General features: G+C 62.5%; 17 protein-coding genes. 6 read left to right on the forward strand and 11 right to left on the reverse strand.

The window, feature by feature from the left end; genetic code table 11:
• Positions 1–543: 543 nt before the first annotated feature.
• The 7 genes from AC57B6_RS03895 to AC57B6_RS03925 all read right to left on the reverse strand — a co-directional run bounded on the left by AC57B6_RS03895 (position 544) and on the right by AC57B6_RS03925 (position 7267).
• On the reverse strand, positions 544–2064 hold the full coding sequence (locus tag AC57B6_RS03895) for a DUF3443 domain-containing protein (protein WP_496420730.1): 1521 nt from the start codon (positions 2062–2064) through the stop codon (positions 544–546).
• Positions 2065–2097: 33 nt separating this feature from the next.
• Positions 2098–2550, reverse strand: a complete 453-nt coding sequence (locus tag AC57B6_RS03900) for a DUF2844 domain-containing protein (protein WP_496420731.1) — start codon at positions 2548–2550, stop codon at positions 2098–2100.
• Positions 2551–2719: 169 nt separating this feature from the next.
• Positions 2720–4030: a DUF3443 domain-containing protein gene (locus AC57B6_RS03905; protein ID WP_496420732.1), complete on the reverse strand. Its 1311-nt coding sequence runs from the start codon at positions 4028–4030 to the stop codon at positions 2720–2722.
• Positions 4031–4062: 32 nt separating this feature from the next.
• Positions 4063–4539, reverse strand: coding sequence for a DUF2844 domain-containing protein (locus AC57B6_RS03910; protein WP_252888794.1), 477 nt, complete (start codon positions 4537–4539; stop codon positions 4063–4065).
• Between the two features lie 130 nt (positions 4540–4669).
• Entirely contained in the window at positions 4670–6217 is a 1548-nt protein-coding gene (locus AC57B6_RS03915) for a TolC family outer membrane protein (protein ID WP_496420733.1), read from the reverse strand.
• 13 nt (positions 6218–6230) lie between these two features.
• The gene (locus AC57B6_RS03920; RefSeq protein WP_028200548.1) at positions 6231–6554 is read right to left on the reverse strand and encodes a rhodanese-like domain-containing protein; all 324 of its coding nucleotides are present in this window, start codon (positions 6552–6554) and stop codon (positions 6231–6233) included.
• A 59-nt stretch (positions 6555–6613) separates the two neighbouring features.
• Positions 6614–7267, reverse strand: coding sequence for a protein-L-isoaspartate O-methyltransferase family protein (locus AC57B6_RS03925; protein WP_028200549.1), 654 nt, complete (start codon positions 7265–7267; stop codon positions 6614–6616).
• 433 nt (positions 7268–7700) lie between these two features.
• Between AC57B6_RS03925 and AC57B6_RS03930 the strand changes: the two genes are divergently transcribed.
• The 6 genes from AC57B6_RS03930 (at position 7701) to AC57B6_RS03955 (ending at position 14593) form a co-directional block, all read left to right on the forward strand.
• Positions 7701–8717, forward strand: a complete 1017-nt coding sequence (locus AC57B6_RS03930; protein ID WP_420910218.1) for a LacI family DNA-binding transcriptional regulator — start codon at positions 7701–7703, stop codon at positions 8715–8717.
• A gap of 3 nt (positions 8718–8720) precedes the next feature.
• Positions 8721–10208: a sugar ABC transporter ATP-binding protein gene (locus AC57B6_RS03935; protein WP_496420734.1), complete on the forward strand. Its 1488-nt coding sequence runs from the start codon at positions 8721–8723 to the stop codon at positions 10206–10208.
• Entirely contained in the window at positions 10189–11202 is a 1014-nt protein-coding gene (locus AC57B6_RS03940; RefSeq protein ID WP_028200552.1) for an ABC transporter permease, read from the forward strand. The genes AC57B6_RS03935 and AC57B6_RS03940 overlap by 20 nt, the downstream gene beginning before the upstream one ends.
• A gap of 81 nt (positions 11203–11283) precedes the next feature.
• Positions 11284–12246: a substrate-binding domain-containing protein gene (locus tag AC57B6_RS03945; protein WP_183801931.1), complete on the forward strand. Its 963-nt coding sequence runs from the start codon at positions 11284–11286 to the stop codon at positions 12244–12246.
• Between the two features lie 76 nt (positions 12247–12322).
• A complete protein-coding gene (locus tag AC57B6_RS03950) occupies positions 12323–13372 on the forward strand; it encodes a sugar phosphate isomerase/epimerase family protein (protein WP_030101904.1) in 1050 nt (349 codons plus the stop codon).
• A gap of 69 nt (positions 13373–13441) precedes the next feature.
• Complete coding sequence (locus tag AC57B6_RS03955) at positions 13442–14593, forward strand: Gfo/Idh/MocA family protein (RefSeq protein WP_030101903.1); 1152 nt, start codon at positions 13442–13444, stop codon at positions 14591–14593.
• Positions 14594–14642: 49 nt separating this feature from the next.
• Here AC57B6_RS03955 and AC57B6_RS03960 read toward each other — a convergent pair whose 3' ends face one another.
• From AC57B6_RS03960 to AC57B6_RS03975, 4 genes are all read right to left on the reverse strand, one after another.
• Positions 14643–15731 (reverse strand): J domain-containing protein, encoded by a 1089-nt coding sequence (locus tag AC57B6_RS03960; protein WP_496420735.1) that lies wholly within the window; start codon positions 15729–15731, stop codon positions 14643–14645.
• Between the two features lie 38 nt (positions 15732–15769).
• The gene (locus tag AC57B6_RS03965) at positions 15770–16030 is read right to left on the reverse strand and encodes a hypothetical protein (RefSeq protein WP_028200557.1); all 261 of its coding nucleotides are present in this window, start codon (positions 16028–16030) and stop codon (positions 15770–15772) included.
• An 88-nt stretch (positions 16031–16118) separates the two neighbouring features.
• The gene (locus tag AC57B6_RS03970) at positions 16119–19331 is read right to left on the reverse strand and encodes an efflux RND transporter permease subunit (RefSeq protein WP_496420736.1); all 3213 of its coding nucleotides are present in this window, start codon (positions 19329–19331) and stop codon (positions 16119–16121) included.
• A gap of 15 nt (positions 19332–19346) precedes the next feature.
• Entirely contained in the window at positions 19347–20546 is a 1200-nt protein-coding gene (locus AC57B6_RS03975) for an efflux RND transporter periplasmic adaptor subunit (RefSeq protein ID WP_496420737.1), read from the reverse strand.
• Positions 20547–20582 lie beyond the last annotated feature (36 nt).

The following is a 20582-nucleotide window of genomic DNA, read 5'->3' on the forward strand; positions in this document are numbered from 1 at the left end:
TATCCCGCATGACTTGCCGCTTGTGTACTGCAAGGCACATGCCATGCGGTCATTTCGACTGGCAGTCGGCGGAATGCGCGCTGCGGCGCGGGGGATGCACGACGTCAGTTATGCGTAATCTGGCGCGAAATTGGTGCACAAGCGGGGTGTGCGCTTCGTTCGGGTGCGTCTCGCGCCGCAACGAAGCGTGCCTGTCGGACAGCGGGCGTCGGCGGTGCATGGCCGCCGCGCCTTTGTGCATGTGTTGCGGTCGGTCTGCGTTGGAGAATGAGCGCTTGAGGAGAGGTGACGTGCGTTGAGCAGGCCAGCTTCGAACTATCCAATATGGCTGCGTTCTGGATGCCGTTTACGGCGAACCTTCAGTTCAAGTACGCGCCGCGGGTACTGGCGAGACGGCGCCGATCTTTGAACTTGAGAATGGCATGTCCGTGGTGTGCCCGGAGTGGCAAGAACCAGTGCTGCAAAAGTTGGCTGTTGTGACGTGAAAAAGGCCGGCGCTGCAAGGCACCGGCCCCATGTGTCACGCGCATTTGTTGCCGAAGGTCAGAACGCGATAAACGGTCCGGTTTGCGCGCCGACTTTGGCGTTACTGAGCGCGGTATAAAGGTCTCGTCCATAGAAGAACGGCAAACCCCAGAGGAAGGTCCATTCGGACCAGAATCTGCCGAGGTTGCCATAGGCAGCGTACTGGCTCGCCAGCAGGTTCGACGAGTTGGCGATCGAGAACGGCACCGTCAGAACCGTACCGGTTTTCCTGGTGGCCGAATAGTCAACGGAATACCATGTGGCTGACAGGTCGAGCGTGGTCGGCGGCACGTAAAAGTCGTCCCATCTTAGTGGCGTCGTCGTATCCGGAAACCAGAGTATCGGGGTTCCGCTATCGACATAGCTGGTGAGTGTGCGCCCCTGATAGACAGTGGTGAAGGCACCGCTGTTATCCACCTTCAGAACGTTTGCCGTCGGCGGGAGCGCGTTGTTTTGCCGGGTACCAATGCCGAAAACCAGTTCACCTGTTGCCGTTGCCTGGCCACCTGCTGGCAATGCGGGCAGGCGCACGATTGTGCCGTTGTTGTCCGACGTGAAGTTGGCGACCGGATTCATGACCTGCGTGTCGAGCGGCACCCGCGCGCCGGTACATGAACCCGTGGACGGACAATAGTAGTAGGTGGCCGACAAAGCGGATTGTGCCGCGGCCGGATAGTCGGTCCGCGAAGGGCTGATGCCGACCACGCCGTTGGCGCCGAGTGCGGCTACCGTGCTACCGATATTGCTGATGCCGCGCGAAGCGCAATCTGACGGGACATTGGGATACGCAGCGTCCCCAATCACCTGGATTGGGAGATTGCCTGCCGTCTTGCCACCGATCGTTACGTCGGCACGTTTGATCGACCCCCACGTGTAGCCGGCCCCGAATGTCGTGCATTGGGCGATTGGGGCACCTCCGGTCGGATCGTTGGAGGCTCCCGTCTGCGCCGGCAATCGGCCGGCGAGTGCCGACCCCAGTGCACTGGCCATTACGCGTACACCCGCCGATCCAGTATCGAGCAGCATGTGATCGACGGTTACGCATTGGTTGGCATCTTGCACGCCGGGGCTGCATATGGCGACGCTAACGTAGGGCATGTTGACCGAGGCGCCGGGCATTGTGCGATCGATGACGATCGGCGCGGTGTTTACGTCGGTGACTGGAGTCGGAGTCGGAGTCGGAGTCGGAGTTGGCGTTGGCGTTGGCGTTGGCGTTGGAGTCGGAGTCGGAGTCGGAGTCGGAGTCGGAGTCGGGGTTGGTGTTGGTGTTGGTGTTGGTGTTGGGGTTGGTGTCGGAGTAGGAGTCGGAGTAGGAGTCGGAGTTGGTGTCGGAGTCGGAGTCGGAGTCGGCGCGGGGCTCGGGCTCGGAGTCGGGCTAGGCGCAGGGGCCGGCGACGGCGTTGGGCTCGGCGTCGGTGTTGCCGGCTTGTCGTTGTTTTTCGTCGCGTTCGAGTCGCCGTCGCCACCACCACCGCAGGCCGAAAGAGTCAGGCTGGCCGTTAGCAACGCGAAGCAAAGTTTCTTGTTGAGATTCTTCATGTTTCTTGTGTTCCGTGAGATCGATGCACCGTGTTACTGCAGATCGTCAGCACGGACATTCGCAGGGACGAGGCGCGGCAAAACGGCCTTGCCGAAGAAGTTTCCCGCCCGGCCCGCGGACTCGATCTGAAAGTCGCCGTTGCGTTCGATCAACGGACCGGTGCCGCGCGCGCGTCCCGAACCCGCGGCGACTGCGTTCGGAAAGTAGCTGCCGAGGAGCGCGACCATGTCGGGGCGCACAGGCCCTTGCCAGGTGACAGCAAACACGACATTGGTAGGCAGCACGTATTCGCGAATCCTGACGCCGTCGGTGTCATGCGATTCACGCACGGTATAAGCCGCGGTGGATGCGGAAGAGGGGGCAGGCGCTGCCGATTGGAGCAAGGACTTCGGGGCCGACCCCGCACCCGGTGTTCCGCCCAACGCCGCATATGACGCGAGCGGCAACATGGCCGCTGCGGCCAGCACGATCTTTACAAATTTCATTACATTGCTCCAAAAACAGGTCGGAGCAAGGTGCCTGCGGGCCCGCAATGAGAGTGCCGGACAATTCCTAACATGGAGTAGGAAACGCCGACTTCGCAACTCGTTAGCCTCCCGCCGAGGCAGGGAGACAACGCCTTGCGGTATCGCCTCCCATTTGACGCAGCAGCGGTTAAAACGCGACGAACGGTCCGCTCTGCTTACCTATCGTGCCGTTGCCCACGGTCGTGTAGACACTGCGTCCGTAGAAGAAGGGCAGGCCCCACAGGAACATCTTTGAGCTGGACTGATACCAGCCGACGTTGTCGTAAGCGGCGTTTCCATTTGCCCACACGCGGGCGGCGTTGTCGATCGTAAATGGCGCGTTGACGGGCGTCCCCTTGCCGTTGGTGGCTTCCATCGTGGCTGCCAGGTTCAGTGCGGTTGACGGCGTGTACCAGCTCGACGTAGTGGGAATCGAATCGTCCTGGAATGCGAAGGCGTTGGTGCCACTGTCGAGTGCGCTCCAGCTCAGCACCTGGCCTTGGTATTGAGTCGTAAATTCGCCGTACTCATCCAATGCCAGAACATTCACGTTGGACGGCAACGCATTGTTTGACTGCGTGCCGATACCGAATGTGAGTTCGCCGACGACACTCGTCTGGCCTCCCACAGGCAGCTTGGGCAGGCGGATGATCGTGCCGTTGTTATCGCTCGGGAAAGCGGCGACAGGGTTCATCACCTCTTTGGTCGCCAGCATGCGCGTGTTGAAGCATGCGTTGGCCCCGGTGCAATAGTAGTAATTTCCGGGCAGCGCGGTGGTCAGCGCGTCTTTCGAATCACGTGTTCCGTAGCCGATGCCGAGAATCCCATTGGCGCCAAGTCGTTCGACGGTGCTGAGGTCCGGGCCGCCGTGCGCCACGCAGTCCGACGGGATGGTATAGGCGCCGTCGCCAATCAACTGGATGGGGATATTGCTTGCCGTACGGCTGCCGATCGTGACGTCGGCGCGTTTCACCGAGCCCCAGGTCGTACCCGAACCGAACGGCATGCATTCGGCGATCGGGGCCGTGCCGCTCGCGTCGTCGACAGCGCCGACCTGGGTGAGCAACCGCGAGCCGAGCGTGGGCATTGCGCTGGCCATAACGCGTACGCCCACCGAGCCGGTATCGACCAGCATGCGGTCGATCGTCGTGCACTGGCTGGCGCCTTGCGTGCCTGGCACGCATACGGTGATCGTCGCGGAAAGCATGTTGATGGTGCCCATCGAGTTGTCGACGCGAATCGCTACCGTATTGTTCTTGTCGCCGGATGGCGTGGCCGGATCGGGTTTGCCGCCAGAACTGCCGGACCCTCCTGGTTTGTCTATCCAGTCCGGGGTGGCATTCCAGCCGATGGAATTGCCACCCTGGCTGTTGTTTCCCCCGCCTCCGCCGCTGCATGCGGCGAGCGCCACACTGGAAATCGCTGCGACAACCCAGAGCGCTTTGCTGAATATTTTCATGTTTGTGTTTTCCGTGAAATCGGCTCGTTGGTTCACTGCAGATCTTTCGCGAGCACATGAGCCGGCATCAGGCGCGGCAGATATGCGATGCCGAAGAAATGCCCCAGCCGGCCAGCCGATTCGATGCGGAAATCACCGTTACCTTCGATCAAAGGACCGGTGCCGCGCGCGCGGCTCTCGCCGGCGCTGACGTAGTTGGGGAAATAGCTGCCGAGCAACGCCGTCATGTCCGGGCGTATCGGTCCTTCCCACCTGACGGCGAACACGACATTACTGGGCAGTACGTATTCGCGGATCGTGACGCCGTTGGCGTCGCGCGATTCGCGCGTCGTATAGGGCGCGGTGGAGGGGGTGTTGGCTGAGCCCGTGCTGGCACTCGCGGCAGACTGCGGCGTAGCGCGCAGCATGATCGGAGAGGACGGACTGGCGCTCGGCGCTCCGCCCAGCGTTGCGTGCGATGTGAGCGGCAACAGCATTGCGGCCAGCATTGCGATCTTCAGAAGTCTCATTGCACTGCTCCACAAAATAGTCGGAGCATGGTGCCTGTGCAATGATCAGCAAACCGTACGAAATTTCTGCGGTGGCGCCGAGAAAGCGCACAACGAAAGGAGGTGTGGGCGATGCGGAAACTGTCTTGCGTTACTGGGCCGTCGCCGCGTTCGGCATCGCGCGCCGCCCGAGCTTCCCGGCAGCGCCCTTAGCCGCAACACCTGGATGCGGTACCGTCGGCACCTGCGGCAACGCGGTCAGCGAGCCATCGTCGACCGGCGACAGCAGTGCGCTCAATTGCAACACGTCCTGATCGGTGAGATTCGCGGTGGACGCCTTCAGCTTCAGACCATTGATCAGCGTGTCATAGCGCGCCTTCGCCAGATCACGGCGCGCCGAGAACAATTGATCCTGCGCATTGAGCACGTCGATATTGATCCGCACACCGACCTGATACCCGAGCAGGTTCGATTCGAGCGAGGTATTCGCCGATCGCTCGGCGGTCTGCAGCGCGCGCACTTGCGCAAGCCCGCTCACCACGCCGAGAAAAGCTTGCCGTGCCGAGAGCGCGGCATTGCGCCGGGCCGTATCGAGATCGGCGGAGGCCTGGTCTTCGAGCGCGAGCGTCTGGCGAACGCGGCTTTGCGTCGCGCCACCGGCAAAGATCGGGATCGTGACCTGCACGCCGATCGTGCTGTTTGTGTACGACGACCCCAAGTTGCCCAGTTCCGCGGCGAGCGCCGGCGTGCCAGGCGCGGGCGTATTCGCGCCGCTGCCGAAGCCGCCACCAAAATTGCCGCCAAAGTTACCCGCGCCGGCCGCGCCGAGACTGCTGCGCGAACGGCTCGCTACCAGGTCGACGGTCGGCAGATGTCCGGCCTTGGCCTTCGACGTCTCGCGCTGTGCGCTATCCAGCGCGATCTGCTTCAGCACGACCTGGTAATTCGCGTCGGTGGCCGCATCGACCCACAGGTTGATGTCGGCGGGCATGGGCGGCGGCAGCGGTGCGCCGGAGACGAGTCCATCCACACGCTCGACCGCATGTCCGACAATCTGCTGCAACGCGGCCAGCTTCACCGCAAGATCGTTCTGCGCGGCAATTTCCTGCGAGATCGCCTGATCGTATTTGGCCTGCGCTTCGTTGGTGTCGGTGATCGTCGTGTTACCGACTTCGAATGAACGCCTGGCCGATTCGAGCTGCTGCGCGATCGACGCTTTTTGCGAGCGCACGATCGCGAGGCTGTCCTGGGACGCGAGCGCGTCGAAGTAAGCCTGACCAAGCCGCACGATCAAATCCTGGCGGGCCTGCGCAAACGACGCTTGCGCCGAATCCACCGCGAGCTTGCCCTGTGCATAGCCGTACCAGCTATCGACGTGAATCAGCGGCTGCGTGAGTGAAATCACGTAACCGTTGCTATTGCCATAGGAAGCAGGAAAGCCGCCGCCAAAATCGGTGCTTTGGCGGTTCGCGGTGAGCGAAGCGGAGACTTGCGGCAGCAGTTTGGCGCGGGCGAGGGGCAACTCTTCGCTTTGGGCGGCGAGCGCCGCGCGCGCGCTTTGCAGCTGCGCGTCGTTCGAAAGTGCCTCGTCGTAAAGCTGGGAGAGGCCGACGGCGTGCGCGGTGAGCGGGAAAAACGCGAGTGCTGCGCAATGAAGCGCCAAAGAGACCGCGAGGACCGGCACCCGCGGGCGCGTCATGCCGAGCGTGCGATCAATAGGTGGGAACGGACGGGTCTACCTGGCGCGACCACGCGTCGATTCCGCCCTGCAGATTGAAGACGTTGGTATGGCCGCGCGATTCGAGGAACATCGCGACCTGGGCGCTGCGCGCGCCGTGATGGCACACGCAGACGATTTGCGCGTCGTCGTCGAGCTCTTCGCTGCGTGCGGGAATCTCACGCATCGGGATCGACACGGCGCCGGCGATCGACGCCGTCTGGATTTCCCACGGTTCGCGCACGTCGAGCAGCACGGGCGCGGGGCGCGATTGATCGGCGAGCCATTCGGCGAGCGCGGGAGCGGTCAGATTTTGCATCAGCAGGACATCCAGTTCAAAGGACGGCGACGCGCCGGCCGCACGGATAAACAGGTGAGTTAGAACTTGAAGCGCGGCGGCTGCACGGCGTTGATCAGCGGCTCGACATAAGTCTCGAACACGTCGGCGATGCGGTACTGCTTCTCGTCGATACGCGTGATGACCTGTGCCTTCATGACCGGCGCGGTGCCGACGAATGCCGCCAGACGGCCGCCAATCTTCAGGTGTTCGAGGATTTCCTGCGGCAGCACCGGCAGGCCACCCGATACGCAGATCACGTCGTAGGGCGCCGCGCTCGCCCAGCCGCGCGAGGCGTCGCCGGTGGCGACTTCGGCGTTCAGCACGCCGTTGGCGATCAGGTTGTTCTTTGCCAGTTCCGCCAGTTCCGGTTCGATGTCGACCGTCAGCACGTGCTGCGCGCGGTGCGCGAGCAGGGCGGCCATGTAACCCGAGCCGGCGCCGATTTCGAGCACGCTTTCGTGTTTCTTCACCGCCAGTTCCTGCAACACGCGTGCTTCGACGCGCGGCGCCAGCATATGCTGGCCGGCCGGCAGCGGCACTTCGAAGTCGACGAAGGCCAGATCGCGGTAGACGGTAGGGACGAAGTTTTCACGCTTGACGATCGAGAGCAGATTCAGCACGTCCTGGTCGAGCACTTCCCAGGGGCGGATCTGCTGTTCGATCATGTTGAAACGCGCTTGCTCGATGTTCATGGTGGATTCGGCAGTGTGGTTTGGCGAGTTTGCGATTTTTTGCCACTGACCGGCGGCCTTACAGCACAACTCCGGGGTAAAGCTCCGGGTGTAACTCAGGGCGCAGCGGGCCACGGCAGGGTAACTGCGGGATTGTACCAAATGGCGGCGCAAACCCACGCCCTCGCGGGCAGTGCGCCGCTGGGCCGCACCCTCGGGCGGCGCTTGCCATTGCGTTTGTGCCCCGTTGTCCTTCGTTTCTCCTTAGTTTGTCCTTCTTGGATCCTCCGTGTTAATCCCTAGTGATCCGTCCTTGCGATTCCGGCTTTCATCGTCCAAAAATGTAATCGATTACATTTTGCGGCGAATTCACGTGTCCAGATCGGTGTCGAAATCGGTGTCCAAAGCGGCCCCCGCGAAGTCGTCGACGTCGTCGGCGAGGCGCCCACGGCCCGTGGCTCAGCCACCGGGTCCGGCCGAGGGACTGTCGATTTCGCAGGTGGCAGAGCAGGCGGGCGTCTCGGTGGCGACGGTGTCGCGCGTGCTGAATGGCCACGACAACGTCCGGCCCGCCACGCGCGACAAGGTCCTGGCGGCGGTCGACGCCAGCGGCTATCGCGTCAACGAACTCGCGCGCAACCTGCGCACCGCCGAAAGCCGTCTGCTGCTGACCATGGTGCCGGACGTCGGCAACCCGTTCTACGCGGAGATCGTGCGCGGCATCGACAGCGTCGCGCGCCAGCACGGCTACTTCGTGCTGCTGTGCGACACCGGCGCCGATCCGGGCCGCGAACGCAGCTACTTCGACCTGCTGCGCCGCCGCCGCGCCGACGGTGCGATCTGCCTCGATCCCGCCACCATCCAGCAGGCGCTCGGCGAGGCATCCAGCGCGCTGCCCTGGGTCGCGTGCTGCGAGTTCGATCCGGCGATGGGCGTGCCGTACGTCGGCATCGACAACTACCGGGCGGCGGGCGACGCGGTACGGCATCTGCTTGCGCGCGGCCATCGGCGCATTGGGCTGATCAATTCGGATGTCGACTATCTGTACGCCCGGCAGCGTCAGCAGGGCTATCTGGATGCGTTGACCGAAGCGGGCATCACGCCGGATGACAGTTGGCGCATGAATCTGAACAGTCTCGACTACGAGGCGGGTGCGTCGGCTGCGGCCATGCTGATGGAGCAGCCTCAAGCGCCGAGCGCGATCTTTGCCGTTTCCGACACGCTGGCGATCGGCGTGATTCACGGTTTGCGCAACGTCGGCAAGCGCGTCCCGGACGACGTCGCGGTAGTCGGTTTCGACGATATTTCGCTCGCGGCGCAGATCGATCCACCGCTGACCACCATCGCCCAGCCGATGCGTGAACTGGGCGAAACCGCCGCGCGCCTGCTGCTGCAGCGGCTCGCGAATCCGTTGGCGAGTGTGCCGGGCGTGCTGTTGCCGCATCGGCTCGTGATCCGCAGGAGCGCATAAGTCATGAGTCTCGCCGTTCGCTTCGACGATATCCGCAAAGACTTTGGCCCGGTGCGCGTGCTGCATGGCGTGAGCTTTGAACTGACGCCGGGGCGCATCTATGGGTTGCTCGGCGAGAATGGCGCGGGCAAATCGACGCTGATGAAGATCCTTGCCGGCTACGAAACGGCAAGCTCGGGCAGCGTGCTGGTTGACGGCCACGCGCAGCAGTTCGCCGGTTCCCGCGACGCGGAAGCGCAAGGCATCGTGCTGATTCACCAGGAGTTCAATCTTGCCGAGCATCTGACGATCGCGCAGAACATGTATCTCGGCCATGAAAAAAAGCGCGGCTGGTTCGTCGACGATGCCGCCATGCGCGCCGAGGCAGCACGTTTTCTGGCGCAGGTCGGTCTCGAGAAAGCGCCGGATACGAAAGTGCGCGAGCTGATCGTCGCGGAAAAGCAGATGGTGGAGATCGCCAAGGCGCTGTCGCGGCGCGCGCGTTTGCTGATCATGGATGAACCGACCGCCACGCTCACACCCGCCGAGACCGAGCGTCTCTTCACCTTGATGGCGAAGCTCAAAGCCGACGGCGTAACCCTCATCTACATCTCGCACAAGCTCGATGAAGTCGAGCGTATTACCGACGAAGTGATCGTGATGCGCGACGGCCGCTTTGTCGCGCGCGGTGAAACCGCGGGACTCGCGCGGCAGCAGATGGCGAATTTGATGGTCGGGCGCGACGTGTCCGATATGTTCCCCGACAAGATCACCGTGCCTCTCGACGCGCCGATTGCGCTAAAGGTAGAGGGCCTTGCTGTACCAGACTGGGTTGAAGACCTGAGCTTCGACGTCCGCGCAGGTGAAGTGTTGGGTTTCGCCGGCCTCGTCGGCGCGGGCCGCACCGAAGCGTTCGAAGCGATCCTCGGCCTGCGCAAACGCACGGCGGGGCGCATCGAGATAGCCGGCCGCCGCGCCGATCTGAAAAACCCTCGCGACGCGATGCGCCACGGTCTTACCTATATGAGCGAAGACCGCAAAGGCAAAGGCCTGCATGTGAATCTGAGCTTGCAGGACAACGTCACGCTAATGACGCTCGAACGCTACGCGCACCCATTGCTCGACATGAAAGCGGGGCGCACGGCATTGACGAAGGCGGTGAGCGACTTCGGCATTCGCACCGGCGATCTGTCGAGCCGCGCGCGCATGCTCTCCGGCGGCAATCAGCAAAAGCTCGCGCTCGCCAAATTCCTGCAACCCGATCCGAACGTGATCGTGCTGGACGAACCGACGCGCGGCGTCGATGTCGGCGCGAAACGCGACATCTATTTTCTGATTCATCGTCTGGCCGCGCAGGGCCGCGCGGTAGTCGTCATTTCATCCGAACTGATCGAACTGATCGGCCTGTGCCATCGCGTAGCCGTGATGCGCGCGGGACGCCTGCAAACCACGCTCACGCTCGAGCATCTGACCGAAGAGGAGTTGATCGCCCATGCGACCGGCACCCACTGAAGCCGTCCAATCCGGCCGCGCGCTGCGCTTCGCGCACCGTCTGTACGCGCTCGGGCCGCTGGTCGGGCTGATCGCGCTGTGCATTGTCGGCACGCTGCTCAACCGCGATTTCGCGACGCTCGACAACATGATGAACGTGCTCACGCGCACGTCGTTCATCGGCATCATCGCGGTCGGCATGACCTTTGTGATCATTTCGGGCGGCATCGATCTGTCGGTCGGGTCGATGGCGGCGCTGATCGCGGGCAGCATGATCTGGCTGATGAACGGACTTGCCGCCGGTGTCGGCGGTCATACGCTTGCCCCTTTGCTGATCCTCACCCTCGGCATCGTGTTCGCGCTGGTGCTCGGCGGTTTGTTCGGCTGCGCGCACGGGCTGTTGATCACCAAAGGACGCATTGAGCCGTTCATCGTCACGCTGGGCACGCTGGGCATTTTTCGCGCGGTGCTGACGTGGCTCGCGGATGGCGGCGCGCTGACTTTGGATAACTCGTTATCTGACTTGTACGGCCCGGTTTATTACGCCAGTCTGTTTGGCGTACCGGTACCGATCTGGGTGTTCCTGGTTGTCGCGGCGGGCGGCGCGTTGATCCTCAACCGCACTGCGTTCGGCCGCCACGTGCAGGCAATCGGGTCGAACGAACAGGTCGCGCGCTATGCGGCGATTCGCGTCGATACCGTGAAGATCGTCACGTACGTATTGCTCGGCATCTGCGTCGGCGTGGCGACGGTGCTGTATGTACCGCGGCTCGGTTCCGCCACGCCGACCACCGGCCTGCTTTGGGAACTGGAAGCGATTGCGTCGGTGGTGGTAGGCGGCACGGCGCTCAAGGGCGGCGAAGGGCGTGTGATCGGCACGGTGATCGGCGCGATCCTGCTTTCGGTGATCGCCAACATTCTGAATCTGACCAGCATCATCAGCGTGTATCTGAACGCGGCGGTGCAGGGTGTCGTGATTATCTTCGTCGCGTTCGTGCAGCGCGGACGGCGGTAAGTGCAGGCGTTGGGCTTCAACGGATACAACGGCAAGTTCGAGAATCGGGGCGCATGAACGCCTCACAACGGAGACACAACCATGAAGCAGATCATTCGAGCGGTCGGCGCCGGCATGCTGGCGTTGGGGATACTGGGCACGACAGGCGCCGCGCGTGCCGATGAGAAGGTCACGCTGGGCGTCGCGATTCCAACGGCCGACCATGGCTTCACAGGTGGCATCGTCTGGTGGGCGAACAAGGCGAAAGCCGATCTGGAGAAAGCCCATCCCGATCTGAAAGTGATCGTGAAGACCGCGGCGGGCGCGCCCGAACAGGCGAACCAGTTGCAGGATCTGGTGACGGTGAACAAGATCAACGCACTGGTGATTTTCCCGTTCGAGTCGGCCTCGCTCACGCAACCGGTCGCGCAGGTGAAGAAGAAAGGCGTGTATGTAACGGTGGTGGATCGCGGTCTGACGGATACGAGCGCGCAGGATGCCTACGTTGCCGGCGACAACACCGCGTTCGGCAAGATTCCCGCCGAGTATCTGGCGAAAGCACTCGACGGCAAGGGCGACATCGTCGCGCTGCGCGGCATTCCGACCACGCTCGACAATGAACGCTGGACCGCCTTCACGAACGTGATCAAGAACTATCCGCAGATGAAAATCCTCGACGCCAAGTACGCGAACTGGAATCGCGACGACGCGTTCAAGGTGATGCAAGACTATCTCACGCGCTTCAAGCATATCGACGCGGTCTGGGCCGCTGACGACGACATGGCGGTCGGCGTGCTCAAGGCGATCGAGCAGGCCAAGCGAACCGACATCAAGATCGTATTCGGCGGGGCGGGTTCGAAGGGTATGGTGAAGAACGTGATGGATGGCGCGCCGATGATCAAGGCCGACGTGTCGTACTCGCCGAAATTCATCTACGACGCAATCAAGCTCACCGCCGAGGCGCGCCTGAAGGGCGAAAAACTGCCGCCGACCACGATCATTCCGTCGGTGCTTATCACGAAGGAAAACGCGCAGCAGTTCTACTTTCCTGACTCGCCGTTCTGATTGCGGGCGTCCGCTGCGTGTCTGTCATGCCTCAGTCCCAGCGTGACAGGCGCGCCCTAGTTCGAGGAACCGTACGATGAAAACCATCAAAGGGCCGGCGATTTTCCTCGCTCAGTTCATGGGCGACGAGGTGCCGTTCGATAACCTCGCGCATCTGGCGGGTTGGGCGGCGAGCCTCGGCTTCAAGGGGATTCAGGTGCCATGCGATACGCGTCTGATCGATCTCGAGCAGGCGGCTGCGAGCCAGACCTATTGCGACGAGCTGCGCGAGATCGCGGAAGACGCGGGCGTGACCATCACCGAACTCTCGACGCACTTGCAAGGGCAACTCGTCGCGGTGCATCCGGCCTATGACACGTTGTTCGACGGCTTTGCGGCGCAGCATGTGCGGGGCAATCCTGCTGCACGCACGCAGTGGGCGGTCGATCAGATGAAACTGGCGGCCAAGGCGTCGCAACGTTTGGGGTTGAACACCCACGTGTCGTTTTCCGGCGCGCTGGCGTGGCCGTACCTCTATCCGTGGCCGCAGCGTCCGGCAGGATTGATAGAAGCCGCCTTCGACGAACTCGCGCGCCGCTGGACGCCGATTCTCGATGCGTTCGACGAAGCCGGCGTCGACGTGTGCTATGAACTGCACCCGGGCGAGGATCTGCACGACGGCGTGACCTTCGAGCGTTTTCTGGATGCGGTGAAGCAACACCCGCGCGCTAACATCCTCTACGACCCGAGCCATTTCATGCTGCAGCAACTTGATTACCTCGCCTTCATCGACATCTTTCACGAGCGCATCAAGGCGTTCCATGTGAAGGATGCGGAGTTTCGTCCGAACGGTAAGCAGGGCGTGTATGGCGGCTATAGTGGCTGGGTCGAACGCGCGGGGCGTTTCCGCTCCCTTGGCGACGGGCAGATCGATTTCGGCGCGATCTTCTCGAAGATGGCGCAATACGATTTTCCCGGCTGGGCCGTGCTGGAATGGGAGTGCGCGTTGAAGCATCCTCAGGATGGGGCGCGTGAAGGCGCGGAGTTCATTCGCCGACACATCATTCGCGTGGCCGACCATGCATTCGATGATTTCGCGGGCAGCGGTGTGGATGCGGCGCAGCTAAAGCGTGTGCTTGGCATTTGACTGTGATCTGAAGGCGCGCGGGCCGTGAAGCATGAAGCGGCAGAAGCAGATCGCTAAGGAGTGAGAGAGATGCCACAACGAAGACTCAGGCTCGGCATGGTGGGCGGCGGGCAGGGCGCGTTTATCGGCGCGGTGCATCGAATCGCGGCGCGGCTCGACGACCGGTTCGAACTGGTGGCGGGCGCGTTGTCGTCCGATCCGCAACGCGCGCAAGCGAGCGCTGCCGAAGCTGGTATCGCACGCAGCTATGCAGACTGGGGCGAAATGGCGCACGCCGAGGCCGCGCGCGATGACGGTATCGACGCGGTCGCGATCGTCACGCCGAATCATCTGCATGCACCGGTGGCGACGGCTTTTCTCGAAGCGGGCATCCATGTGATCTGCGACAAACCGCTGGCCATTTCGTTGGCGGAGGGCGAGGCACTGGCAAAGCTCGCTCGCGAGAAGAACAAGCTTTTCGCGTTGACGCATACGTATTCCGGTTACCCGTTGGTACGCCATGCTCGTGAACTCGTCGAAAACGGTGCACTCGGCGAAATACGCGTGGTGCAAGTCGAATACGCGCAGGACTGGCTGGCTGAACCGATAGAAACGAGCGGCACGAACAAACAGGCGGGCTGGCGCACTGATCCGTCTTTAGCGGGCCCTGCCGGCTGTCTCGGCGACATCGGCACGCATGCGTATCAGCTCGCTGCCTTCATCACGGGGATGACGCCGTCATCGCTATCCGCCGAGTTGCACGCGTTCGTGCCGGGACGCCGTATCGACGACCACGTGCAGACGATGCTGCGCTATTCGAACGGCGCGCGCGGCATGCTATGGGCGAGCCAGGTGGCGAGCGGCGCGGAGAATGCGCTGCGTCTGCGGGTGTATGGAACGAAAGCGAGTCTCGCTTTCGATCAGGAGAATCCGAACGAATTGTGGTTCACGCCGCTGGGCGGAACGGCCGGGCGCCTGACGCGCGGACGTGTGAAAAGCGCGGTCGCGGCGCATGCGACGCGTGTGCCACAGGGGCATCCTGAGGGTTATCTGGAAGCGTTCGCGCAGTTGTACAAGGATGCGGCGTTACAGATCGAAGCGTTGAATGCGGGTCAACCGTTGCCCGCTGAAAGCCTGCTGCTCACAACGGTGGATGACGGTGTAGCGGGCCTGCGTTTCATCGACGCGGTGTTGGCGAGCAGCGCAGCCGAGGGTCAGTGGCGCCCCATAGAGCCCGGTTGACTGTGGGCACGTGGCGCGCACGCCCTGCAGGGAAGGGAGCCATTCAATTTCAACGGCGCCTGATTTTCAACCAGGCCTTGAGCGTGCCCAGGTCCTGGAACTCCACTAGATCGTACTCGAGCGAGCGGATCTGTTCCTGCAGCATAAAAACGTCCTCCGTCAACCCGTGCATGACGTTCTTCGGCGTGATGGACGCCATCGGGTCGAGCCCGTAGCGTTCCTTGGACGCCATTTCGACAAACATAATTTCGTCGTCGAGTTCGCCGACCTGCTCCTTTAGTATCTTGTTGTAATGCCTGAGCCGGTCTTCGCTCAGGTTATCGATCGCGTTCTGGTCGATGTGCTCAAGTTCCAGCTGCAATTCGAGCAAATGCAGCAAGTTGTTCTTGCCGTAGGCTTCGTTGACTCGTTGCATCAGGACGGTTTTTCGTTTGCGTTCCTCTGGATCGCTTTCGCGATCGGGATGCAGCGCGCTGGCCAGCTTTCGATACACCTCGCGAATCGAGCGGCTCAATTGCGCTTCTTCTTCCTCGCGGCGTGCTTCGGCCGCTATTTGCTTTGCCGTCTTCTTTTTTGGGGCGCGTTGCGCCTGACGCGCCTGATGTTCCGCCGCTTGCGCAGCGTCGTCCTGTTCGATATGCGCCTGCAGGCGATCCAGAACTTCATCGGGCGAGTTCATGTCGATGTCGTCCAGTTCGACGCCTAATACCGTCTCCAGCATCGATTTCATTTCGTCTAACTCGGACGCTCTTTCGTCGTCGTAGTCGGACCCGCTGTGGCGGTTGTATAGCGCTTTCAGCTCGTCGCTATCTTCTTCCCCGAGACACCTCGCCGCCAGATCGACAATGAATGCAGAAAGAGTGCGCCGTTCGGTCTGGGTGATACGTTTCTGGTTGCTCTGTTCGTCGAGAAGGTGCGCCATCCGCGCACGCAAATGTTGCATTTTCTGCGTCAGCGGCAGCAGTTCATTCACGTACTTTTGCTGGAACGCGGGCGCGAACTCTTCCCACGCGCTCAAACTGGCACGCCGCTTTTCGATCTGTTTGATCAGCGTGTTGAACGCTTTCTGGCCCTTCGACAGGGTGGGTTGATTGTGGTCCGGTGCAATGCTGACAGACTTGGTGCTTGTCTTGGTCATGGAGCGGAGATCTTCGGTCGTCAAATGGGGGGCGCTGCCTAGCTGCCCTTGCTCTTCTTGAGCTGCGCTTCGAACGCAATATCGAGCTTGCTTGCCTTACGCGGCTTGGGCGGTCCAAAACCGTCGACGAATTTGACGAAGTCGTCGAGCGTCAGCGGATCGGAGACTTTCTTGTCCGTGCCGCTCGATTTGTCGACCAGATAAAACAGGCCGCCGGACAGGCTGATCGCGGCGAACTGCGGATTGCCGCTGCGGGTTTTCAGCCGCTCGACGGCGTGGATGGCTCGGGTGGTGCGCATGATGGGGGACGGCTGGTCGGGGAAAGACTTCTACTGTAGCAACTTCGCGCACTGCACGCGAAATTGCTAAATTGCGCGGACTTAGCCGTTACACCCGATCCCTCACGGTGTACGCCTTGCGTTTGAACTTGCGTCGCAGCCAGTCCGCCCAGTCCTCCAGCACCGTGTAGACCACCGGCACGACCACCAGCGTCAGAATCGACGACGTAATCACGCCGCCGATCACCGTCTGCCCGAGCGGCCCGCGTTGCTCCCCACCTTCGCCGAGCGCCGCCGCCAGCGGCAGCATGCCGAAGATCATCGCCAGCGTGGTCATCAGAATCGGCCGCAGGCGCACACGTGCCGCTTCGAGCAGCGCTTCTCGCCGCTCCATCATGCGGCCCTTGCCAGATGCGTCGAGCAGGGTGCCGCGCCGCGCCTGGTTCGCGAAATCGATCAGCAAAATTGCATTCTTCGTCACGAGACCCATCAGCATCACGAAGCCGATGATCGAGAACATGTTCAGCGTGCTACCGAACAGCAGCAGCGCGATCAGCACGCCAATCAGGGTGAGCGGCAGCGACGCCATAATGGCGAGCGGCTGCGCGAAGCTGGCGAACTGCGACGCGAGAATCATGTAGATGAAGATCACCGCGAGCGCTAGTGCCTCCACCGCGTAGACGAACGACTCGTTCATGCTCTTGGTCGAGCCTTCGAATCGATAGTGGTAGCCCGCCGGCAAATGCATCGCGTCGAGTGTCTTCGCGACGTCCGAAGCCACGTCGCCAGCCGAGCGGCCATTCACGTTCGCCGACAGCATCACCTCGCGCCGCAGGTCGCGCCGGTTCAACACATCGGGGCCGGTCGTCTTGACGATATCCGCGATCTGCCGCAGCGGCACCAGCACGGGCGCGCCGTTCGAGTCCGTCCGGTTGGTGGCGATCATCAGCCTCGCCAGATCGGCAACGTCTTCGCGCTGTGCGCGCGGTAAGCGCACGCTGACGTCGTAGTCCTGATCGTCGGGCGCGCGCCATGTGCTGATCGCGTCGCCGGAGAGCAGCGGCCGCAACGCGGTGCCGATATCGGCCACGCCCACGCCGAGGTCGGATGCCAGCTCGCGTTTCACGTTGATCGCGACAATCGGCTTATCCGCCTTGAGACTCGAATCGAGATCGACTAGCCCCGGGATCTTTGCAATCCGCGCCTGAGCCGCATCCGAGAGCCGGCGCAGTTCGTCGATGTTGTCGCCCTGCAAGCTCAACTGGATTGCTTTCGTGCTGCCGGCGCCGTCCGGCATGCCGATTTCGGTGATCGATACGCCCGCCACCGAGGCGAGCCGCGCGCGAAACGCGCCGTTCAATTCGGCCATGCCGCGCGTGCGGTCGCGCCGGTCCTTCAGGCGCACGGTGATCAGCGCGGTGTTCTTGCCTTGCGTATTGCCCGAGTTGACTGTGGCGTAACTGAAGCGCACTTCGGGGTAGGTGGCGAGAATTGCCTGCACCTGCTTCACTTTTTCCGAGGTGGCCTCAAGCGAGGTACCCACCGGTGTGTTCAAGCCGATCTGCGTTTCGGAGAAGTCCGCATTCGGCACGAACTCGGTGCCGACGAACGGCACCAGAAACAGGCTGCCGAAGAACGTGGCCGCCGCTACGGCCAGCGTGATCGCGCGGTGCTTCAGCGACCAGCCGAGCAGACGCTGGTAGAACGCGGTGAGCCGGTCGATCTGCTTGTCGAACAGATGCAGCGAGCGTTCTATGACGCGTCCGTAGCGATAGCCCTTGCGGCCCGTGTCCGCGTCGTGCAGATCCGGGTCCGGCCAGATGGAGGACAGCATCGGATCGAGCGTGAACGATACGAACATCGAGATCAGCACGGCAGCCGCCACCGTGATGCCGAACTGATGGAAGAAGCGGCCGATGATGCCGCCCATGAAGCCCACCGGCAGAAATACGGCGACGATCGAAAAGGTGGTCGCCAGCACGGCGAGCGCGATTTCCCTGGTGCCGTCGAGCGCGGCGGTGCGGTGGTCCGCGCCGAGCTGCACGTGCCGCACGATGTTTTCGCGCACCACGATCGCATCGTCGATCAGCAAGCCGACGCACAAAGACAACGCCATCAGCGTAATCACGTTGATCGTGAAGCCGCACGCGTACATCACCGCGAAGGTGCCGATCAGCGCGATCGGCAGGGTGAGGCCGGTGATCACCGTGCTGCGCCACGAGCCGAGAAACAGGAACACGATCAGCACGGTCAGTAGAGCGCCCTCAAGGAGCGTGCGCTTCACTTCGTTGACGCTTTCTTCGATGTTGATCGACGAATCGTCGGTGATGTCGAGTTTGACGCCTGGCGGCAGTTGCGGTTGCAGCAGGGCGACAGCGTCACGCACGCCGTGCGCGACGTCCACGGTGTTTTCGCCTTGCGCCTTGATGATCGACAGAAATAGCGCGCGCTGCCCGTTGAGCAAGGCCATGCTGTCCGGGTCCTGCTGACCGTCCACGACATCGGCGACCTGATCGAGCGTGACGGGCTGAGTGGCGGAGGTGGCGGTCGGAATCGCCGACTGCGCACCGCGTCGCGCGACGATGATACGTTTGAAGTCGTCCGGTTTCTCGAAGCGGCCTTTGACCTGTACGGTCTGTTCGATGTTGCTCGATGTGAGCGGGCCGGCCGGAATCTCCTGGTTCTCGTTCTGCACGGCACGGATCACCTGATCGACGCCGATCGACAGCGCCTGCAGCTTCTGCGGATTCACGTCGATCTGCACCTGCCGCTTTACGCCGCCCACCAGCGACACCGAGCCGACGCCGCGCACGGTTTCGAGCCGCTTGCGTACGATCTGATCGGCGACCGTGGTGAGATCGCGTGTGGACAGCGACGCGCCCGGCGCGTTCGAAATCGCCACGGTGATGATCGGCATGTCCGACGGGTCGTAGCGCAGCACGCGCGGGTCTTTCACGCCGTCGCGCAGATCGGGGCGAATCAGCGCGATCTTGTCGCGCACGTCCTGAGCGGCTTGCACGGCATCCACGGAAAGATCGAATTGCACGATCACGACCGACTGCGCGTCGTATGAACGCGAGGTGATTTCGTCGATGCCGCTAATCGTGTTGACCGCTTCTTCGATCTTGCGCGTGACGTCCGACTCGACCGATTCCGGCGAGGCTCCCGGATACGCGGTCTGCACGACCACGACCGGGAACGCGATGTCCGGGAACTGGTCGACCTTGAGCCGCTGATAAGAGAACAGCCCGATGACGAGCAACGCCATCATCATCATCGTGGCGAGCACCGGGTTGCCGATGCTGATGCGGGTGAACCACATGGGCAAGGACTCCGGTCAGCGTGCGCTGCTTGCGCCCGGCGTGCTGGCCGCCAGCGGGGAGGTCTGCCCTGGCCGGGCGGGCTGGGCGGGCTGCACCACATGCACGGTGCTGCCGATCCGCAATGAGCCGAGATTGTTCTGCACGATCTGCTGGCCAGGCGTCAATGCGCCGCCGACGATCTCGGTCCAGGTACTCCCGTCAGCATCGCCGGTTACGCCAGTCTCTACCGTTTGCTCGACCAGCTTGCCGTTGACGAGCGCATAGACCGTGTGGCGCGTGCCGTCCGTGCGGATGGCGGTGGCCGGAACAACCAGCGCATTCTGCCGGCTGCCGACCGAGATCGTGCCGGTGCCGAACATGCCGACCCGCAGCGTGCCCGATGGATTGGCGACTTGCACATACACCATGATCGAACGCGAACCGGCCTGGGCTGCCGGATTGATGCGCGTGATCGAACCCTGGATGGGCGTGTCGATGCCGTCAAAAGTGATCTGGATCGGCTGGCCGACCCGCACGCGGCCGATCTCGCCGACCGGCACCGGTGCTTCGAGTTCGAGCGTGCGCAGATCGACCACGTCGAACAGCTTGGTATCGACGGCAACCTTCTCGCCCGGTTCAACCGTGCGCGAGGCGATCTGTCCGTCGAGCGGCGAGCGCACGACGGTGTCGTCCAACGACAGATTCGACGACGCCAGCGCGGCTTTCGCCGCGTCGAGATTCGCGCGGGCGATCTGATACTGGCTTTGCGCGGTGTCGAAGGCATTTTTCGAAATGAAGCCTTTTTCGACCAGCACGCGGTTGTTGTCGAGCGTCTGTCTGGCAATGTCGAGCTGGCCGGCCATCGCCGCCATCTGGCCGCGCGTCTGCTCGGCGCGGGCGACATAGTCGCGGGCATCGATTTTCGCGAGAATCTGGCCGGTCTTGACCGAATCGCCTTCGCGCACCATCACGTTGAGCACCGAGCCGGCCACTTTCGATTTCACCGCGGCTTGCGTGACGGCGCGTAGCGACCCGGTCAACGGCAGCGTTTCGGAGAGCGTGCGGCGGCTCACGGTGGTGAGGTCGTCAGGTGCGAATTCGACGACGGAAGAGGGCGCTTCGACGCTGGCGGCGTCGGCGCCGCTGCGCTTCCTGATGGCATGACCGATCGCGATAGCCAGGATCACGACGGCTATAACGGCGGCGATGATGATGCGTTTTCTGGTTTTTAGCATGCGCGGTCTGACGGACATCACGGGCTGGCGAGCGAC

It is taken from the genome of Paraburkholderia sp. BGA-UO-ETr-F12, assembly GCF_059567945.1.